The 17,927-nt window shown below is 48.7% G+C and carries 15 protein-coding genes and 2 pseudogenes; 3 read left to right on the forward strand and 14 right to left on the reverse strand.

Translation table 11 applies throughout. The features are described from left to right. Nucleotides 1-10: 10 nt before the first annotated feature. The 7 genes and pseudogenes from O1Q98_RS08925 to cadR form a co-directional block, all read right to left on the reverse strand. Entirely contained in the window at nt 11-2,383 is a 2,373-nt protein-coding gene (locus O1Q98_RS08925) for an AAA family ATPase (protein ID WP_125258180.1), read from the reverse strand. After that, nucleotides 2,376-3,095, reverse strand: coding sequence for an ABC-three component system middle component 1 (locus O1Q98_RS08930; protein ID WP_125258179.1), 720 nt, complete (start codon nt 3,093-3,095; stop codon nt 2,376-2,378). Before O1Q98_RS08930 ends, O1Q98_RS08925 begins: the two co-directional genes overlap by 8 nt. Next, entirely contained in the window at nt 3,092-4,459 is a 1,368-nt protein-coding gene (locus O1Q98_RS08935) for an ABC-three component system protein (protein ID WP_125258178.1), read from the reverse strand. The genes O1Q98_RS08930 and O1Q98_RS08935 overlap by 4 nt, the downstream gene beginning before the upstream one ends. After that, nucleotides 4,404-5,578, reverse strand: a protein-coding gene (locus tag O1Q98_RS08940; protein WP_423201727.1) for an IS3 family transposase whose coding sequence is annotated in 2 segments (ribosomal slippage) — nt 4,404-5,320 and nt 5,320-5,578 — 1,176 coding nt in all. Because the reading frame shifts where the segments join, the coding sequence is not laid out codon by codon here. Before O1Q98_RS08940 ends, O1Q98_RS08935 begins: the two co-directional genes overlap by 56 nt. A 69-nt stretch (nt 5,579-5,647) precedes the next feature. Next, the gene (locus O1Q98_RS08945) at nt 5,648-5,785 is read right to left on the reverse strand and encodes a hypothetical protein (protein ID WP_164512943.1); all 138 of its coding nucleotides are present in this window, start codon (nt 5,783-5,785) and stop codon (nt 5,648-5,650) included. A gap of 813 nt (nt 5,786-6,598) precedes the next feature. Continuing rightward, nucleotides 6,599-6,931, reverse strand: a pseudogene (locus tag O1Q98_RS08950) (hypothetical protein). Between the two features lie 33 nt (nt 6,932-6,964). Continuing rightward, nucleotides 6,965-7,393, reverse strand: coding sequence for a Cd(II)/Pb(II)-responsive transcriptional regulator (cadR, locus tag O1Q98_RS08955; protein WP_125258168.1), 429 nt, complete (start codon nt 7,391-7,393; stop codon nt 6,965-6,967). A 70-nt stretch (nt 7,394-7,463) separates the two neighbouring features. On the opposite strand from cadR, the gene O1Q98_RS08960 reads away from it, so the two are divergent. Together O1Q98_RS08960 and uraD are read left to right on the forward strand one after the other, a co-directional pair. Continuing rightward, on the forward strand, nt 7,464-9,770 hold the full coding sequence (locus O1Q98_RS08960) for a heavy metal translocating P-type ATPase (protein WP_125258167.1): 2,307 nt from the start codon (nt 7,464-7,466) through the stop codon (nt 9,768-9,770). 592 nt (nt 9,771-10,362) lie between these two features. Continuing rightward, a complete protein-coding gene (gene uraD, locus O1Q98_RS08965; protein ID WP_125258166.1) occupies nt 10,363-10,845 on the forward strand; it encodes a 2-oxo-4-hydroxy-4-carboxy-5-ureidoimidazoline decarboxylase in 483 nt (160 codons plus the stop codon). Between the two features lie 282 nt (nt 10,846-11,127). Here the strand turns inward: uraD and ahpF are convergent, their stop codons facing one another. The 5 genes and pseudogenes from ahpF to O1Q98_RS08990 all read right to left on the reverse strand — a co-directional run bounded on the left by ahpF (nt 11,128) and on the right by O1Q98_RS08990 (nt 16,290). After that, the gene (gene ahpF / locus O1Q98_RS08970) at nt 11,128-12,687 is read right to left on the reverse strand and encodes an alkyl hydroperoxide reductase subunit F (protein WP_125258165.1); all 1,560 of its coding nucleotides are present in this window, start codon (nt 12,685-12,687) and stop codon (nt 11,128-11,130) included. Between the two features lie 80 nt (nt 12,688-12,767). Next, nucleotides 12,768-13,333, reverse strand: a pseudogene (ahpC, locus tag O1Q98_RS08975) (alkyl hydroperoxide reductase subunit C). A 104-nt stretch (nt 13,334-13,437) separates the two neighbouring features. Then, the gene (locus tag O1Q98_RS08980; RefSeq protein ID WP_125258177.1) at nt 13,438-14,433 is read right to left on the reverse strand and encodes a FecCD family ABC transporter permease; all 996 of its coding nucleotides are present in this window, start codon (nt 14,431-14,433) and stop codon (nt 13,438-13,440) included. A gap of 32 nt (nt 14,434-14,465) precedes the next feature. Beyond that, nucleotides 14,466-15,479, reverse strand: coding sequence for an ABC transporter substrate-binding protein (locus O1Q98_RS08985; protein WP_125258163.1), 1,014 nt, complete (start codon nt 15,477-15,479; stop codon nt 14,466-14,468). Next, nucleotides 15,463-16,290, reverse strand: coding sequence for an ABC transporter ATP-binding protein (locus O1Q98_RS08990; protein WP_125258162.1), 828 nt, complete (start codon nt 16,288-16,290; stop codon nt 15,463-15,465). Before O1Q98_RS08990 ends, O1Q98_RS08985 begins: the two co-directional genes overlap by 17 nt. Before the next feature lie 180 nt (nt 16,291-16,470). Between O1Q98_RS08990 and O1Q98_RS08995 the strand changes: the two genes are divergently transcribed. Next, nucleotides 16,471-16,704, forward strand: coding sequence for a hypothetical protein (locus O1Q98_RS08995; RefSeq protein WP_416232400.1), 234 nt, complete (start codon nt 16,471-16,473; stop codon nt 16,702-16,704). On the opposite strand, the gene O1Q98_RS09000 is transcribed toward O1Q98_RS08995, so the two are convergent. Beyond that, a complete protein-coding gene (locus O1Q98_RS09000; RefSeq protein WP_269975610.1) occupies nt 16,701-16,826 on the reverse strand; it encodes a hypothetical protein in 126 nt (41 codons plus the stop codon). The two genes, O1Q98_RS08995 and O1Q98_RS09000, sit on opposite strands and share 4 nt — an antisense overlap. Beyond that, entirely contained in the window at nt 16,823-17,446 is a 624-nt protein-coding gene (locus O1Q98_RS09005) for an HD domain-containing protein (RefSeq protein ID WP_125258161.1), read from the reverse strand. The genes O1Q98_RS09000 and O1Q98_RS09005 overlap by 4 nt, the downstream gene beginning before the upstream one ends. Nucleotides 17,447-17,927: the final 481 nt, after the last annotated feature.

Genomic DNA, 17,927 nt, shown 5'->3' on the forward strand with positions numbered 1-17,927 from the left:
ATTTACCAAACTATTTCATTTTCCTATAGATGTAATTATTTCCTGGTATATATTCCTTTCTTTGCATGAGGTTAACAATTTTCACGTTTTCACCATGTTTAAGATATTTGTATGTAAAATATCTAGAAACTTTGTCTTCATGGGTGGAGAGAATCAGTTGTTTTCCTTTGAAATCGTTTCTTAGTAGTTCAATTAAAGATGTCATATTGATGTCATCCATTGTCTGAACGGGGTCATCTATAAATATACTTGAAAGAGCATTACAGTAAGTTTTATTTATCGCCAGAGTCAGTGCGATCACAATAGTTGATATTTGCCCAGAACTCATTGTGTTAATAACATCATGATCACTATTCCAATTTGATACGAACCTTACATTCTTAAGTTCATCCTCACCAGTTGGATCTTTAATAAAAATCCCTTTCCCAATACCTGCCTGATGCGTTTGGAGTATTTTTCCAGAGTAAATGTAAAATGGAATTTCAATATCTGTTATCAATCTCTTTCGATACCTCCTTATTTGACTCCTAACAATATCAATAATATCACTAACGTCATTGAAAGCTCGTTCTATATCATCCATTCTATCTTTAAGTACTTTTAGTTCATCAATAACGATACGTAATGAATCAAAATACAAACCTTTTATATAACGCTCTTTCTTTTCTAAGTTCTGGATATCTATTTTCAATAAAAATTCTTGATTGCTGTTGAAATACTCTCTGTAAATCCGTTCAAAAACTCCATCTCCATCGGCCTCATAATAACTTTCTGGAACATTACTGATCAATGCAAGAATTCTAGACATTAATACTTCAGCAACTGAATTGAGATTAATCTGCTGACCATTTATTGGGTAATCATGAATCAACAAATCTTCATGTTCGATCCCTTCAGAGTCAAGCCAATTCCTTAGTTTCTCAAATCTAGACTTAGTCGAGTTTGCTTTATTGAGCTCAATCAAATCCTCAGAACTAAAGCATACTTGCTGGGTAATATAGGCACTACAAATTTTAATTAATGGCTGTAAATGATTTTTATTAAAAAGATCTCGTGATTGAACCAACAGTTTTTCCTGATCAGAGAGTTCTGTTCTGATTAACTTTGCATTTTCTGATATAGCATGAGTAAGAGATGAATGAGTTTGATAGTCGTGACCGCAAAGTAAACAAGAGCTTTCTTCTGGTAAATGATGTACATATTTAGACATAACATCATGATGCTTAATTATTTCAGAATAAACAGTACTCAAACCTTTACTCTTATTATTCTCTTTTTCAAGCATAGACAAAGCAGTTTCAAAAATCACAAGTTCTTCAATTGACAATATTGAAAATAATTTTTCAAAGTTGACATTATTTTTTATTCTTTCAATATCTAAGCTCTGTAGAGCTTCTAATGAAGATTTCACAAATTCGTAAGAAATTTGCTTTTCCATATAAAATTCATAATTAGATACCGCATTAAAATATCCAACATATAAACTAATTAGTTCCTTTTGTGATGCTGCAATTTTTATCGTACGACCCCGAATAAAAAAGTTGCGATATTTGACTAATTCTTTTATGCTATTAACCTCTTGCAAGATAATATTGAGTTTTTCCTGATTGAACTCAGGTATCGAACTTGCATCCCAGAATGGGTAATCTGAAGTTTCAACCAACCATGGAAATATATGAAAGTGAGACTCACTCCCTCCAATTAATGTACTCACATCGTTATCAATTTTATATAACTTTTTTATATCGTCTATCTGTGTGGAAATATTTCTTTTAGCTGAAGATAGTTTACCTAACACTCCGCTTAATTTATTTAAATTCTGCTCAGAGTCTTTAGTATTTCCAAATAATCTCGCTAGTTCTTCGGCTCTTTGCACTTCAGTATTGTTTTTTAGAAATCTTGATGTTTCTTCTTGTTGAACATAATGGAACAAGAGAAAGTCACGTGAAAAATCATTACTACAAAAATATTTATTTAAATCACTTTCAGATAAAGGTATTGCATTTCCTTCAATAATTTCATACAACTCCCAAAGCTCGGTAAACTTGGATATCTTCTTAGAACTATTGGGGATTTTATTTTTTAATTTCCTTCGAAATACTTTGGTTTTTCCTTCTTCATCATCAAACTCAAGAGTAACCTCAACCTCATTAGCCCCGTTATGTGCTACAACTACATCTGTAGGATTCTGTCTATTTTCCAGTGAAGTCAACCTAGAAATATTTCCAGTCAACCCCAGTTCAATTGCATCAAAAACAGAGGTTTTACCGTATCCATTTGGACCATCAAGTAAAATAAGATTATTGTCATTAAAATTAATGCTATACGCGTTTCCATCAAATACTTTAAAATTCTCTAGGGTAACCTTTTTTAACTTAATCACCTTGCTTCCCCCACGTAACTACAACCAAATCATGAATGTTATTATCAGTCCATTCAGATTCATTAGAAATTAATTTTTTAAAAATATATTTCTGATGTTGAGTTAATTTATTTTCAATCTCCCCATTCAAATCTATTAATTCCTTTTCTTCAATGGAGTAAGTCAAAAAAGGAAGTTTAAGAAATAATTTCACTATTAATGAATAATAGTTAGAGGCATTCACACTTGAGTTTTTGAAAGATATAAATGATTCCCCATCATGCTCATTAATTACATCATTCAATACTCTATTTGAGAGTTTATTTATACTTCTCACCTCTAGGTATTTCACCAAATCCTCGAGTTCTGAATCTGTATACGCAATTACATTCTTTTTGAAATTATAAAGATCTTCTTCAATTCTTAAAGCTGTTAGCCGGTCAATATCGTTATCATTTTGACAAATTATTAATGTACAGTTTTTCTCAAAAAATCGTTCAACCTTATCTGAGCCTATGATTTCCTCAAATAATAACTGTGCTTTTTCCTCTAAAATTAATTTCATTTCATCATTGGATTGATTCAATGATTGCAGTAAAACAAAATACTCCTCTCTCTCCGTTGACTCTTCTGGGTAGAATATATAAAACAATTCATTACTATGAGATGTATTAAATTCCAACCTCTTATATTGATTACTCAAAAAGATATTTTCTATAATTTCTATTATCATAACAACGCATCCTTTGCAGTTTGAATAGGTATCAATTTAATTAATTTTAGCGGCTCTACATGCTTCTCCCTTATAACCGAGTCGAATTCTAATGGAGCTTGTGAATTTAAATCTAATGTCGGTGAAAATTCATAAACTTCCGTCCCATTATATATAATATTTCCTATTTCATATAATAACTCATTTACGCCTGGGTTCTCTATTATTCTTCTCGCAATTCTTTCAGCAGAAATCATGCCAGCAACAATAGTTGTGGGTAAATAATTCCCCTTCGGTAAAGGCGAGGTTCGATATGTGAACTTGAACTTATGTATATCACATGATGAACGTCCATGATTCATCGAATATAATATTTTAACTAAAACATATCTAATACCATTTTCATCTACACAAAAAGCATTTTCGATGTTAGATGCATGTTCGAGATAAGTATGCGGTGAAAAACTACGATAATAAGACCACAGTTCCTGTGGACTTAACGAGAGTAAATAATTTCTCGCTGAACTGAGATTACATATTTCCCCATCAGCTGGTAGACTGTAATCATCTTCATCAGACATATACTCATCTATTTTCCTAGCAAAAAAATCTTTAAATTGAAATGCCAGATATTCGCTACTGATTTCTTCACGATCTTGAATAAGTGACTGCAAAACCTCAAAAAAACTTATCTTTATTTTTTCATCCTGTTGTTTTTGTTTGTGTCTAATGGTTATATATTCATCCATCATTCCAAGAAAAAAATGGAATGTACTGGTTATTTGTTTTCCAGTGGCAGGCTTACCTCTTAACTCTAATGCTTTTTTAATCTCTACCTCAATCTTCGTATTTATTAATGATAACTCGCAAAAATCATTTCCATCGTCATATATGTAAGTTTTAAGCCTAGTAAGGGAGTCATTAGATTCATTATGTATTGAATCAAGTATCAAATAAATTTCATCCGCTGTTTTTCCTTGAAATGCAGTACGTAGAATAGAGGCAGTTTTTGGTATACCATTTTCCGCCGACACTGCCTTTTCAATCAGAGTTCTTCCATCACGAGGCATGGAATTATATTCAGACAATAATACTCTTAAATCATCTTTAAGTGATTCGATTAAATTGGCGAACGTACCTTTACAACCAATTTTCTTCCATGTATGAATAAAACCAAAAGCATTGTTTTTCTTATATAACTCGAGAGTTATTTCTAATAGTGCATCCGAGTACTTGCTGTAACTTGCCGAATTATATGCTTTTACTTGATGTAATGACTTTGAGATATCATTTTCAATAATTTCAAAGTCTTCAGTATCCTTGTAGTGGTCAACAAAAACTGGCCACAGCGTTAGAGTTTTTCCAGAACAATCGTTCTGATTCATTCGGCGTCAAACCACCATTATATTGATGGGGTCTGAGCTGGCTGTAATATTCCGTGATGTAGTTCGTTATCGCTGCGCTGGCTTCACTAAAGTTGGCGTATCCATTATTCGGCACCCACTCTGTTTTCAGGCTTCTAAAAAAACGTTCCATCGGGCTGTTATCCCAGCAATTCCCCCGGCGACTCAGGCTTTGCTTTATCTGATATCTCCACAGTAATTGTCTGAAATTTCTGCTGGTATAGTGGCTACCTTGATCCGAGTGATACAGCAAATTAGAGGGTTTTCCTCGCGCTTCCCAGGCCATGGACAGCGCTTTCGTTGTCAATGCAGAGTCCGGGAAAAATGACATCGCCCAGCCAACTGGTTTACGAGAAAACAAATCAAGCACAACGGCTAAATAAGCCCAACGTTTACCTGTCCAGATATACGTCACATCACCACACCAGACCTGATTAGGTTCTGTTACTGCAAACTGGCGCTCAAGATAGTTGGGGATCTCTACGTGCTCCTTAGACGCCTTCTTATATCGATGGCCGGGCTGCTGACAACTGATGAGATTAAGTGCTTTCATCAGCTTTGTTGCCCGCCAGCGACTCAGTTTTACGCCTTTGGTTGTGACCCTCGCGGCAATATTACGTGCACCTGCAGAACCATGACTTTCGCGATAGCTTTCACGAACAAGACTGAGTAATACCACGTGTGTGGCATCAGGCTTCTTTGGTTGCCGCCAGTATTTATAGCTGCTGCGATGAACCCCAAACACATTGCACATAACGGCAACGGGAAACCGCGCCCTGAGTTTCTCAACTAATGAGAATTGTTCAGGGAGTCTGACATCAAGAGCGCGGTAGCCTTTTTTAATATATCCCTTTCCATTTCAACACGTTGAAGTCTTTTCTTCAGCTCGCGTATTTCAATCTGCTCAGGTGTCATGGGTGAAGCTATGGGTGATTTTCCCGCTCGTTCTTCTTTCAACTGGCGGACCCACTTATCCATCGTGGATTTGCCGACATTCATTGCCGTGGCAGCGGCGGCAACAGTGTAATGCTGATCGAGTACAAGCTGGGCAGCTTCAAGGCGAAACTCAGGGCTAAAATTGCGTCTGTTACGTCCGGTCATAATGTCACCTGTTTTTGACTATGAGGCGATGATATCACCTCTATTCAGGTGGCCAAATTTAGTGTGCCACTACACCTCGAGCATTAAGCTCCAATTTGAAAAATCTGTATCTACAGGCTGCTGATTGATAAGTGTTAAAGTGTGATAGATAGCAACCTTGCCTTGGTAGTTGAAGCCGCTCCATGAAGGAGACGCATCGAAAGCCATCTAAAGCTCCTTTAAAGTTCACAAAAGGTTAATCATATTAAACTAATATGAATTCTCAGATTGAGTTTAATTTTTAAATATTATGCTATAGTGATAGCAAATTAGCTTTTTCAGCTACAATATGAATATCTTAAAAATCATAGTAAAGCAATGATTTGGATTCAGTAATGCTAAGGTTATGCAGTGTTTAGAACTGTGAACAAGATCGCTGTACCAAATTTCTCATAGATGTCATTAGCCAAAATTATCTCTCTGGTTTCATTAGCGATTCAAATGAACCAGTGCAATACCTCTTATGGATACAAGTGTTACGGAGGAAAAATAGCCTGCGATAGAAAAGTATTATGTTTGTGTCCCACAACCTAGTCTGCAAGTATCCCCATAAAATGAATAATTAGCTTTTAAAGCTTCCCCTTCAAAGTAATTATTCTCTGAGATTAGACCACTATGCACAAAACCAGATTAACTAAACCCCAGTCCATCACGACTCTAAAGTCAGTTGAAGCTGGATAATATCATTATGATTTATTAGCATCATAAGGAATCGCAGGAACGAACCGAGAACTTTCATCGTATGTGGTCCATCAATCTGATCTATCTATAAAAATACGGGTCAACCCACGGGTCTTGACAACTAGAGCGATTAATATTTATGCTACATTTCAACTTAATAGAAAACTGAATGATTCCGAGTCCGGGCACCACTTATTCAAAGAACCCGCCCACAAGGCGGGTTTTTGCTTTTCAGGTTGTATGAGCATCCAGGTACAATGAACCATTCATTTTTCGATATTCACTTGCACAGCATCAATTTCAAATAGATAAACTCCCCGGCAAATCCTCCAACGTCACCATCAGCATCATCGGGTCAATTAGCGAAGGCTCAAATCCCACACGCAGCCCGGCATCCCGTACCAACGCCCGATCAACGCCCTGACCATGTAATGATGTATCTACTGCCAGACGCCCCAGCACAACAACCGGGATTGGATCGGGCATATTGCCGCGAAAGCGTCCGGGAGCAGCATTCGTTGCTACAGCACTGGAAGCCAATCAGTAATACGCCAACAGTTTTAGCCCGTTATCCATAGACGCCACACCGCAACAGAATGAGGAAGTGTCATTGCCTGTTTTTGATGTGTTCACTCCAACTGTAGACCCTCCGTTTCTTGCGCCCCATCAAAGATGCGTGTGAGAGGTGTCTTCCCCGTCCAGTTCCAGCGTTGAAATGCCCTGCAAAATGCCGCAATCATCAACGGATTGCACAGACTGGCAGCGTTGACGTAACGCTGCCAGTTGCGCCTTGAGCTGTTGTAATTGTGCGATGCGCACCTCCACATGCCCGATGTGTTCTTCCAGCAGGTTATTGACGCCCTGGCAACTGGCGGCGGGCTGTTCGCCTAACGCGAGCAGTTCACGAATTTCATCGTGGTTCATGTCTAGCGAGCGGCAGTTGCGGATAAACCGCAGCCGCTCAACATGCTGTGCAGCATAGTGGCGGTAATTGCCCTCGGTGCGATGAGGCGCGGGAAGTAGCCCTTTTTTCTCGTAAAAACGGATGGTTTCCGGGGTGGTGTGCGTGAGTTTTGCCAGATCGCCAATTTTCATGTGATGCCCTCTTGACCCTGTAGCCGCTACAGGGTTTTTACTACAGCAAAACATCGAACAGGATGCAACCATGGCAGAAAAATATGCTCATCGCCCACTACAGTCGCTCAAACCCATTGCGGCGAGTCAACCCGGTCGTGCGCTGCGAAGCCCAAAGATACGCGCGGTATCGCCCGCTTCGCACCTAACTGCACACGCAGCTTGCTGCCATCACGGTTCCAGCGATGCGCTTGAAACATTAACCCAGGCGCAGCGTGACGGTGACTGGCAGCGTACCCCGATTCGGATCATGCAGATGGATTGCCCAACTGAAGAGGCGCTATTACGTAAGAAACTGGGCGGATTAGCGCCGGTCAAGGCAATGGAATTTAACCTGATGCAGCGGGTCATGACCGTTACCCACCGCCATGATGCGTTAGACGAAGTGCTGGCGGCTGTCCGTGCCGTTGGCTTCGAGCCTGAAATTCACCAACCGCAGGGCGCGCACGCCATGCCGCCGGTTGAGAAAAAAGCCTGGTGGCCGCTCACGTTAGCAATCACTATCGCCGCGCTGGCGGAAGTGGTGGACTGGATGCAGTGGCCGGTCTGGTGGGCGGCCGCGCTTGCCATTATCGCCGTGGCCCTGAGCGGTATTGATACCTACCGCAAAGGCTGGGTCGCATTGCGTACCGGCAACCTGAATATCAACGCCCTGATGAGCATTGCCGTCACCGGTGCGCTTATTCTGCAACAATGGCCGGAAGCCGCTATGGTGATGGTGCTATTTACGCTGGCCGAGCGCATTGAAGCCCGCTCCCTTGACCGGGCACGCAACGCCATTGCCGGGCTAATGAACCTGGCACCGCAGAGCGCCACCGTGCAACAGCCGGATGGACGCTGGGTGGATATCGACGCACGCCAGATAACGCCGGGCAGTATTGTGCGGGTGCGCCCCGGCGAGCGTATCGCGCTCGATGGCGACATCATCAGCGGCCAGTCTGCCGTTAATCAGGCGCCGATTACCGGTGAAAGCCTGCCGGTGGACAAAGGCGTTGGCGACCCGGTTTTTGCTGGCACCATTAATGAAAATGGCGCATTTGAGTATCGGGTGACGGCCGCTGCCAATGACACCACGCTCGCGCGCATTATTCACGCCGTCGAGCAGGCTCAAGGTGCCAAAGCCCCGACGCAGCGTTTCGTTGACCAGTTTGCCCGTTTCTATACGCCGCTGGTGTTTGCCGCCGCCCTGCTGGTGGCAACGTTGCCGCCGCTATTTGGTGCCGGTGAATGGCTGGCGTGGATTTACAAGGCACTGGTGCTGCTGGTCATTGCCTGCCCCTGTGCGCTGGTTATCTCAACGCCGGTGACGATTGTCAGCGGGCTGGCGGCGGCGGCGCGACGCGGTATTTTGGTTAAAGGAGGGGCCTTTTTGGAGAAAGGCCATGCGCTGCGCTGGCTGGCGCTGGATAAAACCGGCACGCTGACGCAGGGCAAACCGGTACAAACCGGGTTTTATCCCCTCAATGAGACAGAAGCTGCCCGCTACCGCCAGTTAGCGGCAAGCCTGGCGGCACGCTCTGACCATCCGGTATCACGCGCGATTGCCGAGGCTGCCGCCAGCGCCGCCACCGACTTACTGGCGGTGACAACCTTCAGTGCCGTTGCCGGGCAAGGCGTCATCGGCACGCTGGAGAACCAGCGCTATTTCCTCGGCAACCTGCGTCTGGCGCGTGAATGGCTGGGAGAGGAGACCGCTGAGGCCTTAACAGGCCAATTTGCCACCCTGGAGCAGGCCGGTAACACCACGCTGGCATTCGGTAATACCGAGCGTGTGCTGGCTATCATCACCGTGGCGGATAGCGTGAAGCCCTCCAGCCAACAAGCAATCAGCGAGCTGCATCAGTTAGGGGTTCGTACACTGATGCTGACCGGTGATAACACCACGGTGGCGAAGGCGATCGCCCGGCAGGTTGGCGTCGATGAGGCGCACGGTAATCTGTTACCACAAGACAAGCTTGCGCACATTGAGCGGCTGTGTGCGCAGGGCATGGCCGGAATGGTGGGTGATGGCATTAACGACACCCCGGCGCTGGCCCGCGCCGATATTGGTTTTGCTATGGGCGCGATGGGCACTGGCAGCGCCATTGAAACGGCGGATGTCGCGTTGATGAATGATGATTTGCGCAAAATCCCCGAATTTGTGCGTATATCAACGGCGACGCGCGCCATTCTGATACAAAACATCGCGCTGGCGCTCGGTATCAAAGCGCTGTTTCTGGCGCTGACGCTGCTGGGTATGGGCACCATGTGGATGGCGGTGTTTGCCGATGTCGGCGCTAGCCTGCTGGTGGTCGGCAACGGTTTGCGCTTGTTGCGCCAGTCTGCCGGGAACCACTGACGCGACGGTGAGCATCGCGCCACGCCAGCGCATAAATGTAAGTACCCACCATCGCTCAGAGAGGCTTGTAACCGGGCCTCTCCGCCCTCCACTGACGATATCCGCAGCATCCATCAACACCAATCGCGTGAAACCCGCCAGCATGGGCGCACGATGCCCGAGAGGGAAAACACGTCGAAAAGAAAAGTGGTGCAGTCATCGCCATCACGCCCGTTTGCAAGCGGGTGTGCTGACAGGTGCCCCCCAAAAGTGAGTAAATGCTCACCACTCAATACGATGATGCCCCTTCCACCGCCCCATTCTGCCGGGGTCATTGCACCATAGCAGAGCAAGGCGACGCGCCAGAATGTGTCAGCTGTATGCCGATAGCTACACCTGTTATGGCTACACCCGTTATGGCTACACCCGTTTCTGTGCTGCGGCTCAAGCGACTACTGGCATGCTAGTTGCTAGGAAATAACAAGCGAGCAGATGATGGCGCGCCCGTCCAGAAAGACGAAAGCTTATCCTGCAAAACCGGGGAATAGCAGGGAGCGATACCCCATTGTATTCAGGCAACCGAAGTATTCAGGCAACCGAACAAGGAGAGAACATGATCACGTTGGAACAGTTTAACCAGCTCAGTGTCAGTGACGCCGTGGCGCTATTGGCACCCTGCGTGGCGCTGCCCGGATTTGCAAAACACGTTACCGCCGGTCGCCCTTACGGCAATCGGGCTGCGCTGCTGGCCGCCGGATTGCAAGCGACCCGAGGCTGGCAGGGTGAAGAGCTCGCGTTGGCATTGCGTGATCATCCGCGTATCGGCGACACCAGCCCAGGCTCGCTCTCGCACCAGCAGCAAGCCGGGCAACACGATAATTATTCCCTGGCGCAGGCGCTGCGCTGCGCGAATGCCCGCTATGAATCGCGCTTTGGCCGGGTGTTTTTAATTCTGGCCAAAGGCCGCAGTGGTGAAGAAATTTTGCATATTCTGCATCGGCGGCTACAAAACAGCGAACAGCAGGAAACCGCAGAAGCGCTGGAGCAGTTGCGCCAGATTACGTTGCTACGGCTGGAAAATATGGTGGGTGAATAGGCGTGAGCAATCGCACATTAACGCGGCTTCACCGCCTGGCCGCCGTGTTAAACCGACCAGATGCGCCGACATATATTCCAAACAGCACCGCGCCACATGGCCCGGCGGTGCTGACTCGCGCAATAAAAAAACCCCCTTTAGACACATTCAAGGGGGTAGATAACCACAAGCGAGCAGGTGAAGCATGAGGGAAAATAATGAAAGAAATCATGACAATCGTATTGGCGAGCCTGCCGTCATCGCCGGTATTATCCGGCCTTAACCGCAGGCGCACGCCATTGCTTACTGCGTTCTTATCAGGTAATCGAACGCGCTCAGTGACGCTTTCGCGCCTTCGCCGGTCGCGATAATAATCTGTTTATAGGGCACCGTCGTGCAGTCTCCGGCAGCAAACACCCCTTTCACGCTGGTTTCACACTTCGCATCGATAACGATTTCGCCGATACGGTTACGCTCCAGCGCACCTTCCAGCCAACCGGTGTTCGGCAACAGGCCGATTTGCACGAAAATCCCTTCCAGCGCCAGCTTATGGACGCTCTCGGTGAGGCGGTCTTTATATTCCAGACCGGTCACTTTCTGGCCGTCGCCCAGCACTTCAGTAGTCTGCGCATTCACAATTACATCGACATTCGGCAGGCTACGCAGTTTTTGCTGCAATACCGAATCCGCTTTCAGTTCGGGTGCAAACTCCAGCAAGGTGACATGTTTCACCACACCGGCCAGGTCGATGGCGGCTTCCACGCCGGAGTTACCACCGCCTATCACCGCGACATGTTTGCCTTTAAACAGCGGGCCATCGCAGTGTGGGCAATAGGTCACACCACGAGTACGGTATTGATCTTCACCCGGCACGCTCATGTTGCGCCAGCGTGCGCCAGTGGCAATGATAACGCTGCGCGACTTCAGCACCGCGCCAGAGGCCGTTTCAATCTGGTGCGGCTGGCCGGGTTGCGTCGCCGGGATCAGTTTTTGCGCGCTTTGCACATCAATGACATCCACGTCGTAATCATCAACATGGCTTTTCAACGCGCCAGCCAGCTTCGCGCCTTCGGTTTTCGGCACAGAAATGTAGTTTTCAATATCAACAGTATCGAGGATCTGGCCGCCAAAACGCTCGCCCATCAAACCGGTGCGAATGCCTTTACGGGCCGCATATACGGCGGCTGCCGCCCCTGCCGGGCCACTGCCGACGATCAGCACATCGTACACCGGACGGCTGTTGAGCTTATCGACAACGCGAGCGGTCGCGCCGGTATCGATTTTACCGACGATTTCCGCCAGGCTCATGCGGCCCTGGCTGAAATGTTCGCCGTTCAGGAATACCGTGGGAACGCCCATGATATTGCGGTCTTTGATCTCATCCTGAAATACGCCGCCGTCAATCGCGGTGTGGGTCACATTCGGGTTCAGGATGGCCATTAAATTCAGCGCCTGCACCACATCCGGGCAGTTGTGGCAGGTCAGCGAGTAATAGGTTTCGAAATGGAACTTACCGTCCAGGTCACGGATTTGCTCGAGCAGTTCCTGCGCCTCTTTGGACGGATGCCCACCGGTCTGGAGCAGTGCCAGCACCAGCGAGGTAAATTCGTGCCCCATCGGTGCGCCAGCAAAACGCGGGCCGCTGGCCGAACCGGGGTTTGTTACCAGAAAAGAGGGTTTGCGTACCGGTAAGTCATTATTTTCAAAGAAACTGACCTTGTCAGATAAACCGGCAATTTCCGTCAGCAGCGTCCGAACTTCCGCTGATTTGGCTGAATCGTCTAGCGTCGCCACCAGCTCAACCGGCTTAGTCAATTTTTCCAGGTAAGCTTTCAGCTGGAGTTGCATAGTATTGTCGAGCATAGAATATCCTTGGCGTTGGCGTAAAAAATCGGGTGCAACGCACCCGATAAACGAATTGAAGCGCTGGGGAAACGAGAACGTTAGATTTTGCCAACCAGATCCAAAGACGGAGCCAGTGTGGCATCGCCTTCTTTCCATTTTGCCGGGCACACTTCACCAGGGTGAGAGGCCACGTACTGAGCGGCTTTTACTTTGCGCAACAGGTCGGATGCGTCACGGCCAATGCCTTCGGCTGTAATTTCTACCGCCTGAATGATGCCTTGCGGGTCAACGATAAACGTACCACGGTCAGCCAGGCCTTGATCTTCGCGCATGTTTTCGAAGTTGCGGGTCAGCGCGCCAGTCGGGTCGCCAATCATCGCGTATTTGATCTTAGCGATGGTGTCAGAACTGCTGTGCCAGGCTTTGTGGGTAAAGTGGGTATCGGTGGAGACAGAGTAGATATCTACGCCGATTTTCTGGAACTCGTCGTAATAATCCGCTACATCGCCCAGTTCAGTCGGGCAGACGAACGTAAAGTCAGCCGGGTAGAAGAAGAACACGCTCCATTTGCCTTCGATGTTCTGCTCGGTCACTTCGATGAACTGACCCTCTTTGAAGGCCTGATTTTTAAACGGGGTTTAACTTTAGTATTAATAACGGACATCACTGTTTCCTCATGTGTTCCAATGTGTTTGGCTTGGGTTGTAAGGTACAGAAATGTGACTGGTGTCGCTAATGCGTTGTCCGTATCGAATCAATAAGCGATACCTAACGTTTTGCCAGCAGGCTGATGACAAACATCCCACCAAGCCCCGCAGTGACAATACCAACCGGTAGCTCCTGAGCAGGCAGCAGCACCCGGCTGAGGGTGTCGCCGCCACACAGTAAAATAGCGCCCAATACCCCACATAGCGGAACAAGTTTGAGATGACGTACCCCAGCGAGCGGTCGGCACAGATGCGGCACCATCAGCCCGACGAAACCAATTACCCCTGTTAGCGAGACGAAGAGCGCGGTAGCAAGCGCACACACCATAAATACTTCAATGCGCAGGCGGTTAACGTGTACCCCCATCGAGAGCGCGGTTTGCTCACCGGCCAGCAAGCTGTCGAGCGCTCGCCAGCGCGTTACCACCAGCGCAACCAGCAGCAATAGACTGCACAGCGCCAGCGCTAAATTGTCCCAACGCGCCATGCCAAGTCCGCCCAATGACCAAAACAGTACCGAACTGGCGGCGCGCTGGTCGCCGGAGAACACCAGATAACTGGTAACAGCGCCAAACAGAAATGAAATCGCCAGCCCGCACATCACCAAATGCTCGGCCTGCCGACCTCGCCGCAAAAAGAACAGCAGCATCACCGACATAGCGGAACAGATCCCGCCAACAAACGCCGCCACCGGCAATGTGAACGGGCCAAACCATTCGCCAAAGCGGGTTATCACCAGCACCGCACCGGCAGACGCGCCGGAAGAGAGGCCAAACAGGAACGGGTCAGCCAGATCATTGCGGGTGGTGGTTTGCAGCAATGCGCCGACAATCGCCAGACCCGCGCCGGTAAGCGCCGCCAGTAAGGTGCGCGGCAGGCGTAATTCCACCACAATACGCCGCACGCTCTCCGGCACGCTGCCGTCATGGGGAATGAGCGCTGCGGCGACCTGCGCCAACGGAATATGGATAGCGCCAATTGCGGTACTGAGCCCCATCACGCCTATCAGCAGGGCCAGCAACAACACCGTAGACAGCAGGTAATATCGCGGCATCATCGGCCATTTGCGCTGTTGGTTCTCGGGCTGGCTCATGAAGAAGGCGTATCCGGGTAGAGCACGCGGGAGAGCTTCTCAATGGCGCGAATATTGGCGGGCCCCGGCGTCAGTTCAGCATACTGCAATCTCAGGTAGCGCTGGTGCTGTACCGCCGGGGTATATTTCATCAACGGATGCACTTGCAGAAAGTGCTGTAACGCCGCCGCACCGCCGCCGTTTTGGTAATCCAGCAGGATAATCACATCCGGCTCCGCAGCAGAGACTGTTTCCCACGAGGTGGTCGCCCAGCTCGCCTGCATGGTTTCCATCACATTGCGCCCACCGGCGGCTTCGATAATCGCCGTCGGCATGGCATACACACCGCTGGTGAAGGGTTTGTCTTCGCCGGAGTCATACACGAACACTTTTTGCGGCGCTTGGCCTGACGGGGGTTTCGGCAGCGCGGCGAGTTGCTTCTGCCATTGGTCAACCAACGCCTGCGCCTGCTCTGCGCGCCCAAAAATACGGCCAAGCGTTAGCATGTCGTCATACAGCAATGCCATGCTGGCACGTGGGCGCGGCTTATCTTCAAAAATACAGCTCTCACTCAACACCAGCGTTTGAATGCCATACCTGGCGAGCGTCTGCGGCGTTACTTCACCGCCCACTTTCATGCCGTAATTCCAGCCGGCGAAAAAGAAATCCGGGTTCGCGTTCAGCAATGTCTCAAGCGACGGGTATTTGGGCGAAAGCTCGGCAATGCGGCCCATTTTCTCACGAAACTCCGCCGTCATTTTGTACCAGCCGCTGATACCGGTCAGCCCCACGATCTGCGGCTGTAAATTCAGGGCAAAGGCCATTTCAGACATATTCAAATCATTGATGATGGCGCGTGAGGGTGCCTGATTGAAGGTCAACGGTTTACCACAGCTTTGCACGGTGACAGGGAACCCCGAAGCCTGCGCAACGCCACCGCCGCTCCCCCATAATATGCCGCTGCTCACCAGCCACACGGCGACGCCCGAGACCACGCGACGTAATCGTTTAGCACTAAAAATCTGTTTCATGCTGATCCTCTGATGGTAAAAACGATGCGCCCGTCGGCACATCAAAAAAACGTAAAGGCTGGCCGGTTTGCGGGTGCGTTAGCAAAAAACTCTGGATACCAAACACCGGGTACAGGCTTTCGCTGGCCAGGGCGCGCGCGGGGGCGTCCCAACACACCTGACGCCCCTGAGACAACACCAACACCCGGTCAGCGAAGGATTCCACCAGCGACAGGTCATGCAGCACGGCGATCGCCGTCATGCCACAGCGTTTGACGCGCGCCAGCATCGCGGCACGCCCGACCGGATCGAGGTGGTTGGTCGGTTCATCGAGCAGTAACACCTGCGGGCGTTGGGCCAGAGCCCGGGCCAAAAATGCCCGCTGCCGCTCACCGCCTGACAACGCGGCCAGCGGTCTGTTACGCAGTTCAGACAAACCGGTATCGTTCAACGCCTTTGCAACCCACGCCTGTTGCTGCACGATTGGCATCACACCGGCTTGTGGCAAGCTCCCCAGCGCAACATAATCCATCACCGTCAATGCCAGGCAGGGCGTATCGTTCTGGCTCATCAGCGCCATACGTCTTGCTCTGTGCAAACGGGATAACTGCGATAGCGGCGTCTCATTAAGGCAAACGCAGCCCGTAGCGGGGGGTAAATCATGTAATAGCGCGCGCAACAGGGTCGATTTACCGCTGCCATTCGGCCCGATAACCGCAAGACACTCCCCCGCTGCCACCTCAAAATGCATATCTTTTAGTAAGGTTCGCCCACCGCTATCGGCCACACTCAGGTTTGTTACCGTTAAGCGTGCAGGGGTTAACATCCGCATTACGCCTTACTCCCAACGTCAAGTTTATTATGTTATAACATAACAAATAAAATCAACGTAGTCATAATGGCCGCTATCGGTCACGCCAGGTTTAGTAGCACGCTTAGAAATGACGAGGTAAGGTATGAAAAACATCCGCTACATGGCGGGTCTATCCGGGACAAGACTCACAGGGGGATTATGATGAAACTCAAGCTGTCACTGGTTTTTCTCTCCTTCACGGCGGTCAACGCCGGGGCGTTTCAGGCCAAAGTCGCGCCGATAGCGCCAGCCGATGCCAGCCGATTGGCGCAGGCTCAAGCGGCATTCAGCCACGGCAATACCGCAACAGGCGCGCTGGGTCTGTGTGATGCCACGTCAGTCAGCGGTTGCCATTGCCCGTTTTGCACGCAGTTGAGGAGCATTGGCCGTTAACCCTGAAGCCAGTCAGGGTTAACGATGGTCATGGCGGGCATGGCTAATCGCTCGCTATCCGTGGTGTGGCGTGGGCCAAAGCGCGCAGTGGGCTGAGTCTTCGCCGCTCTCGTACCGCTCACACCCACTCCTGCGCCCTATCCAGTACGCGACTCAGCGGCAGATGCGCCTCATATTGCTGCCACAGGGTTTGATACCATTGCTCATCACCCAGTTGGCGGTGAATACGCAAAATCGTGCTCTCGCACTGGCGCGTCGCTATGGCATACAGCCCAGGGTCGCCCTGCTTCAGCACCGCCAATAACCGGCGCATTTCCACCATATAGCCACGGGCGAATACCGGGTCATGCTCCAGAATGTTGCGGCTGTTATCAATCAAATCGCACAGCTTGATGCTTTGCGCCTGCGGACACGCCTGTGCGCTGTGTAACAAATTGGTATTCTTGCGATGAATACGTTCGCCGCCGGTGCTACGGGTGAGCACATCGGTCAGCATTTCCACATAGGAGGCGACCTGCGGCCCAAACGCAGCGTCGATATCCGCAAGCGTAGCGCGCGTATCTTCTACCGTGTCATGCAGCCAGGCTGCGGCAATCATCTCTGGCGATGGGCCTATCGACATCAGCAATCCCACTACCGCTTGCGGATGAACAATATAGGGCTCGCCGGTGTATTTACGCTTTTGACCACATGCGGCATGGGCTTCTGTCGCAAATATTCGTGCCCGTTCAGTCAGCGTCATTTTTTTCACTCCTTCACGCAGAAAAGCTTACCGCACCGATCCGTATACAGACTCGGTACACATGCGATTCCCTGATAATTCAATGAATATACTGCACGAATAAATATACGTTATTGGCAACCCTGCCCAGTTAGAAAATATAAGAGAAAGCATTTCTCATATTAAGATATAGGCATCTCTTTTCTCTAAATAGCGCCAATAAAACCCGTTCTGGAAATAATATGAACGTTGAATGGAATAGACCTGCGCAATGGGCATCAGCCCGTCAATATGCTCTCACACTCACGGGCACTCAATACGCCGTGTTTTCAGTATGGCACAATGTTGTCAGATTATCGTGAGGGTTCTCTGTCGCCGTGCGTAACCTAAGCGCTAGATATCTATTAACGCAAATGTAGCCATCGCTCACTGAGTTGCTTGTGGCGCCCCCCTGACGTCAGTGCAAAAAAACAGGTGGCGCCAAAGCCACCTGTTTTCGCTC

The organism is Dickeya lacustris (assembly GCF_029635795.1).
Classification (GTDB): Bacteria; Pseudomonadota; Gammaproteobacteria; order Enterobacterales; family Enterobacteriaceae; genus Dickeya; species Dickeya lacustris.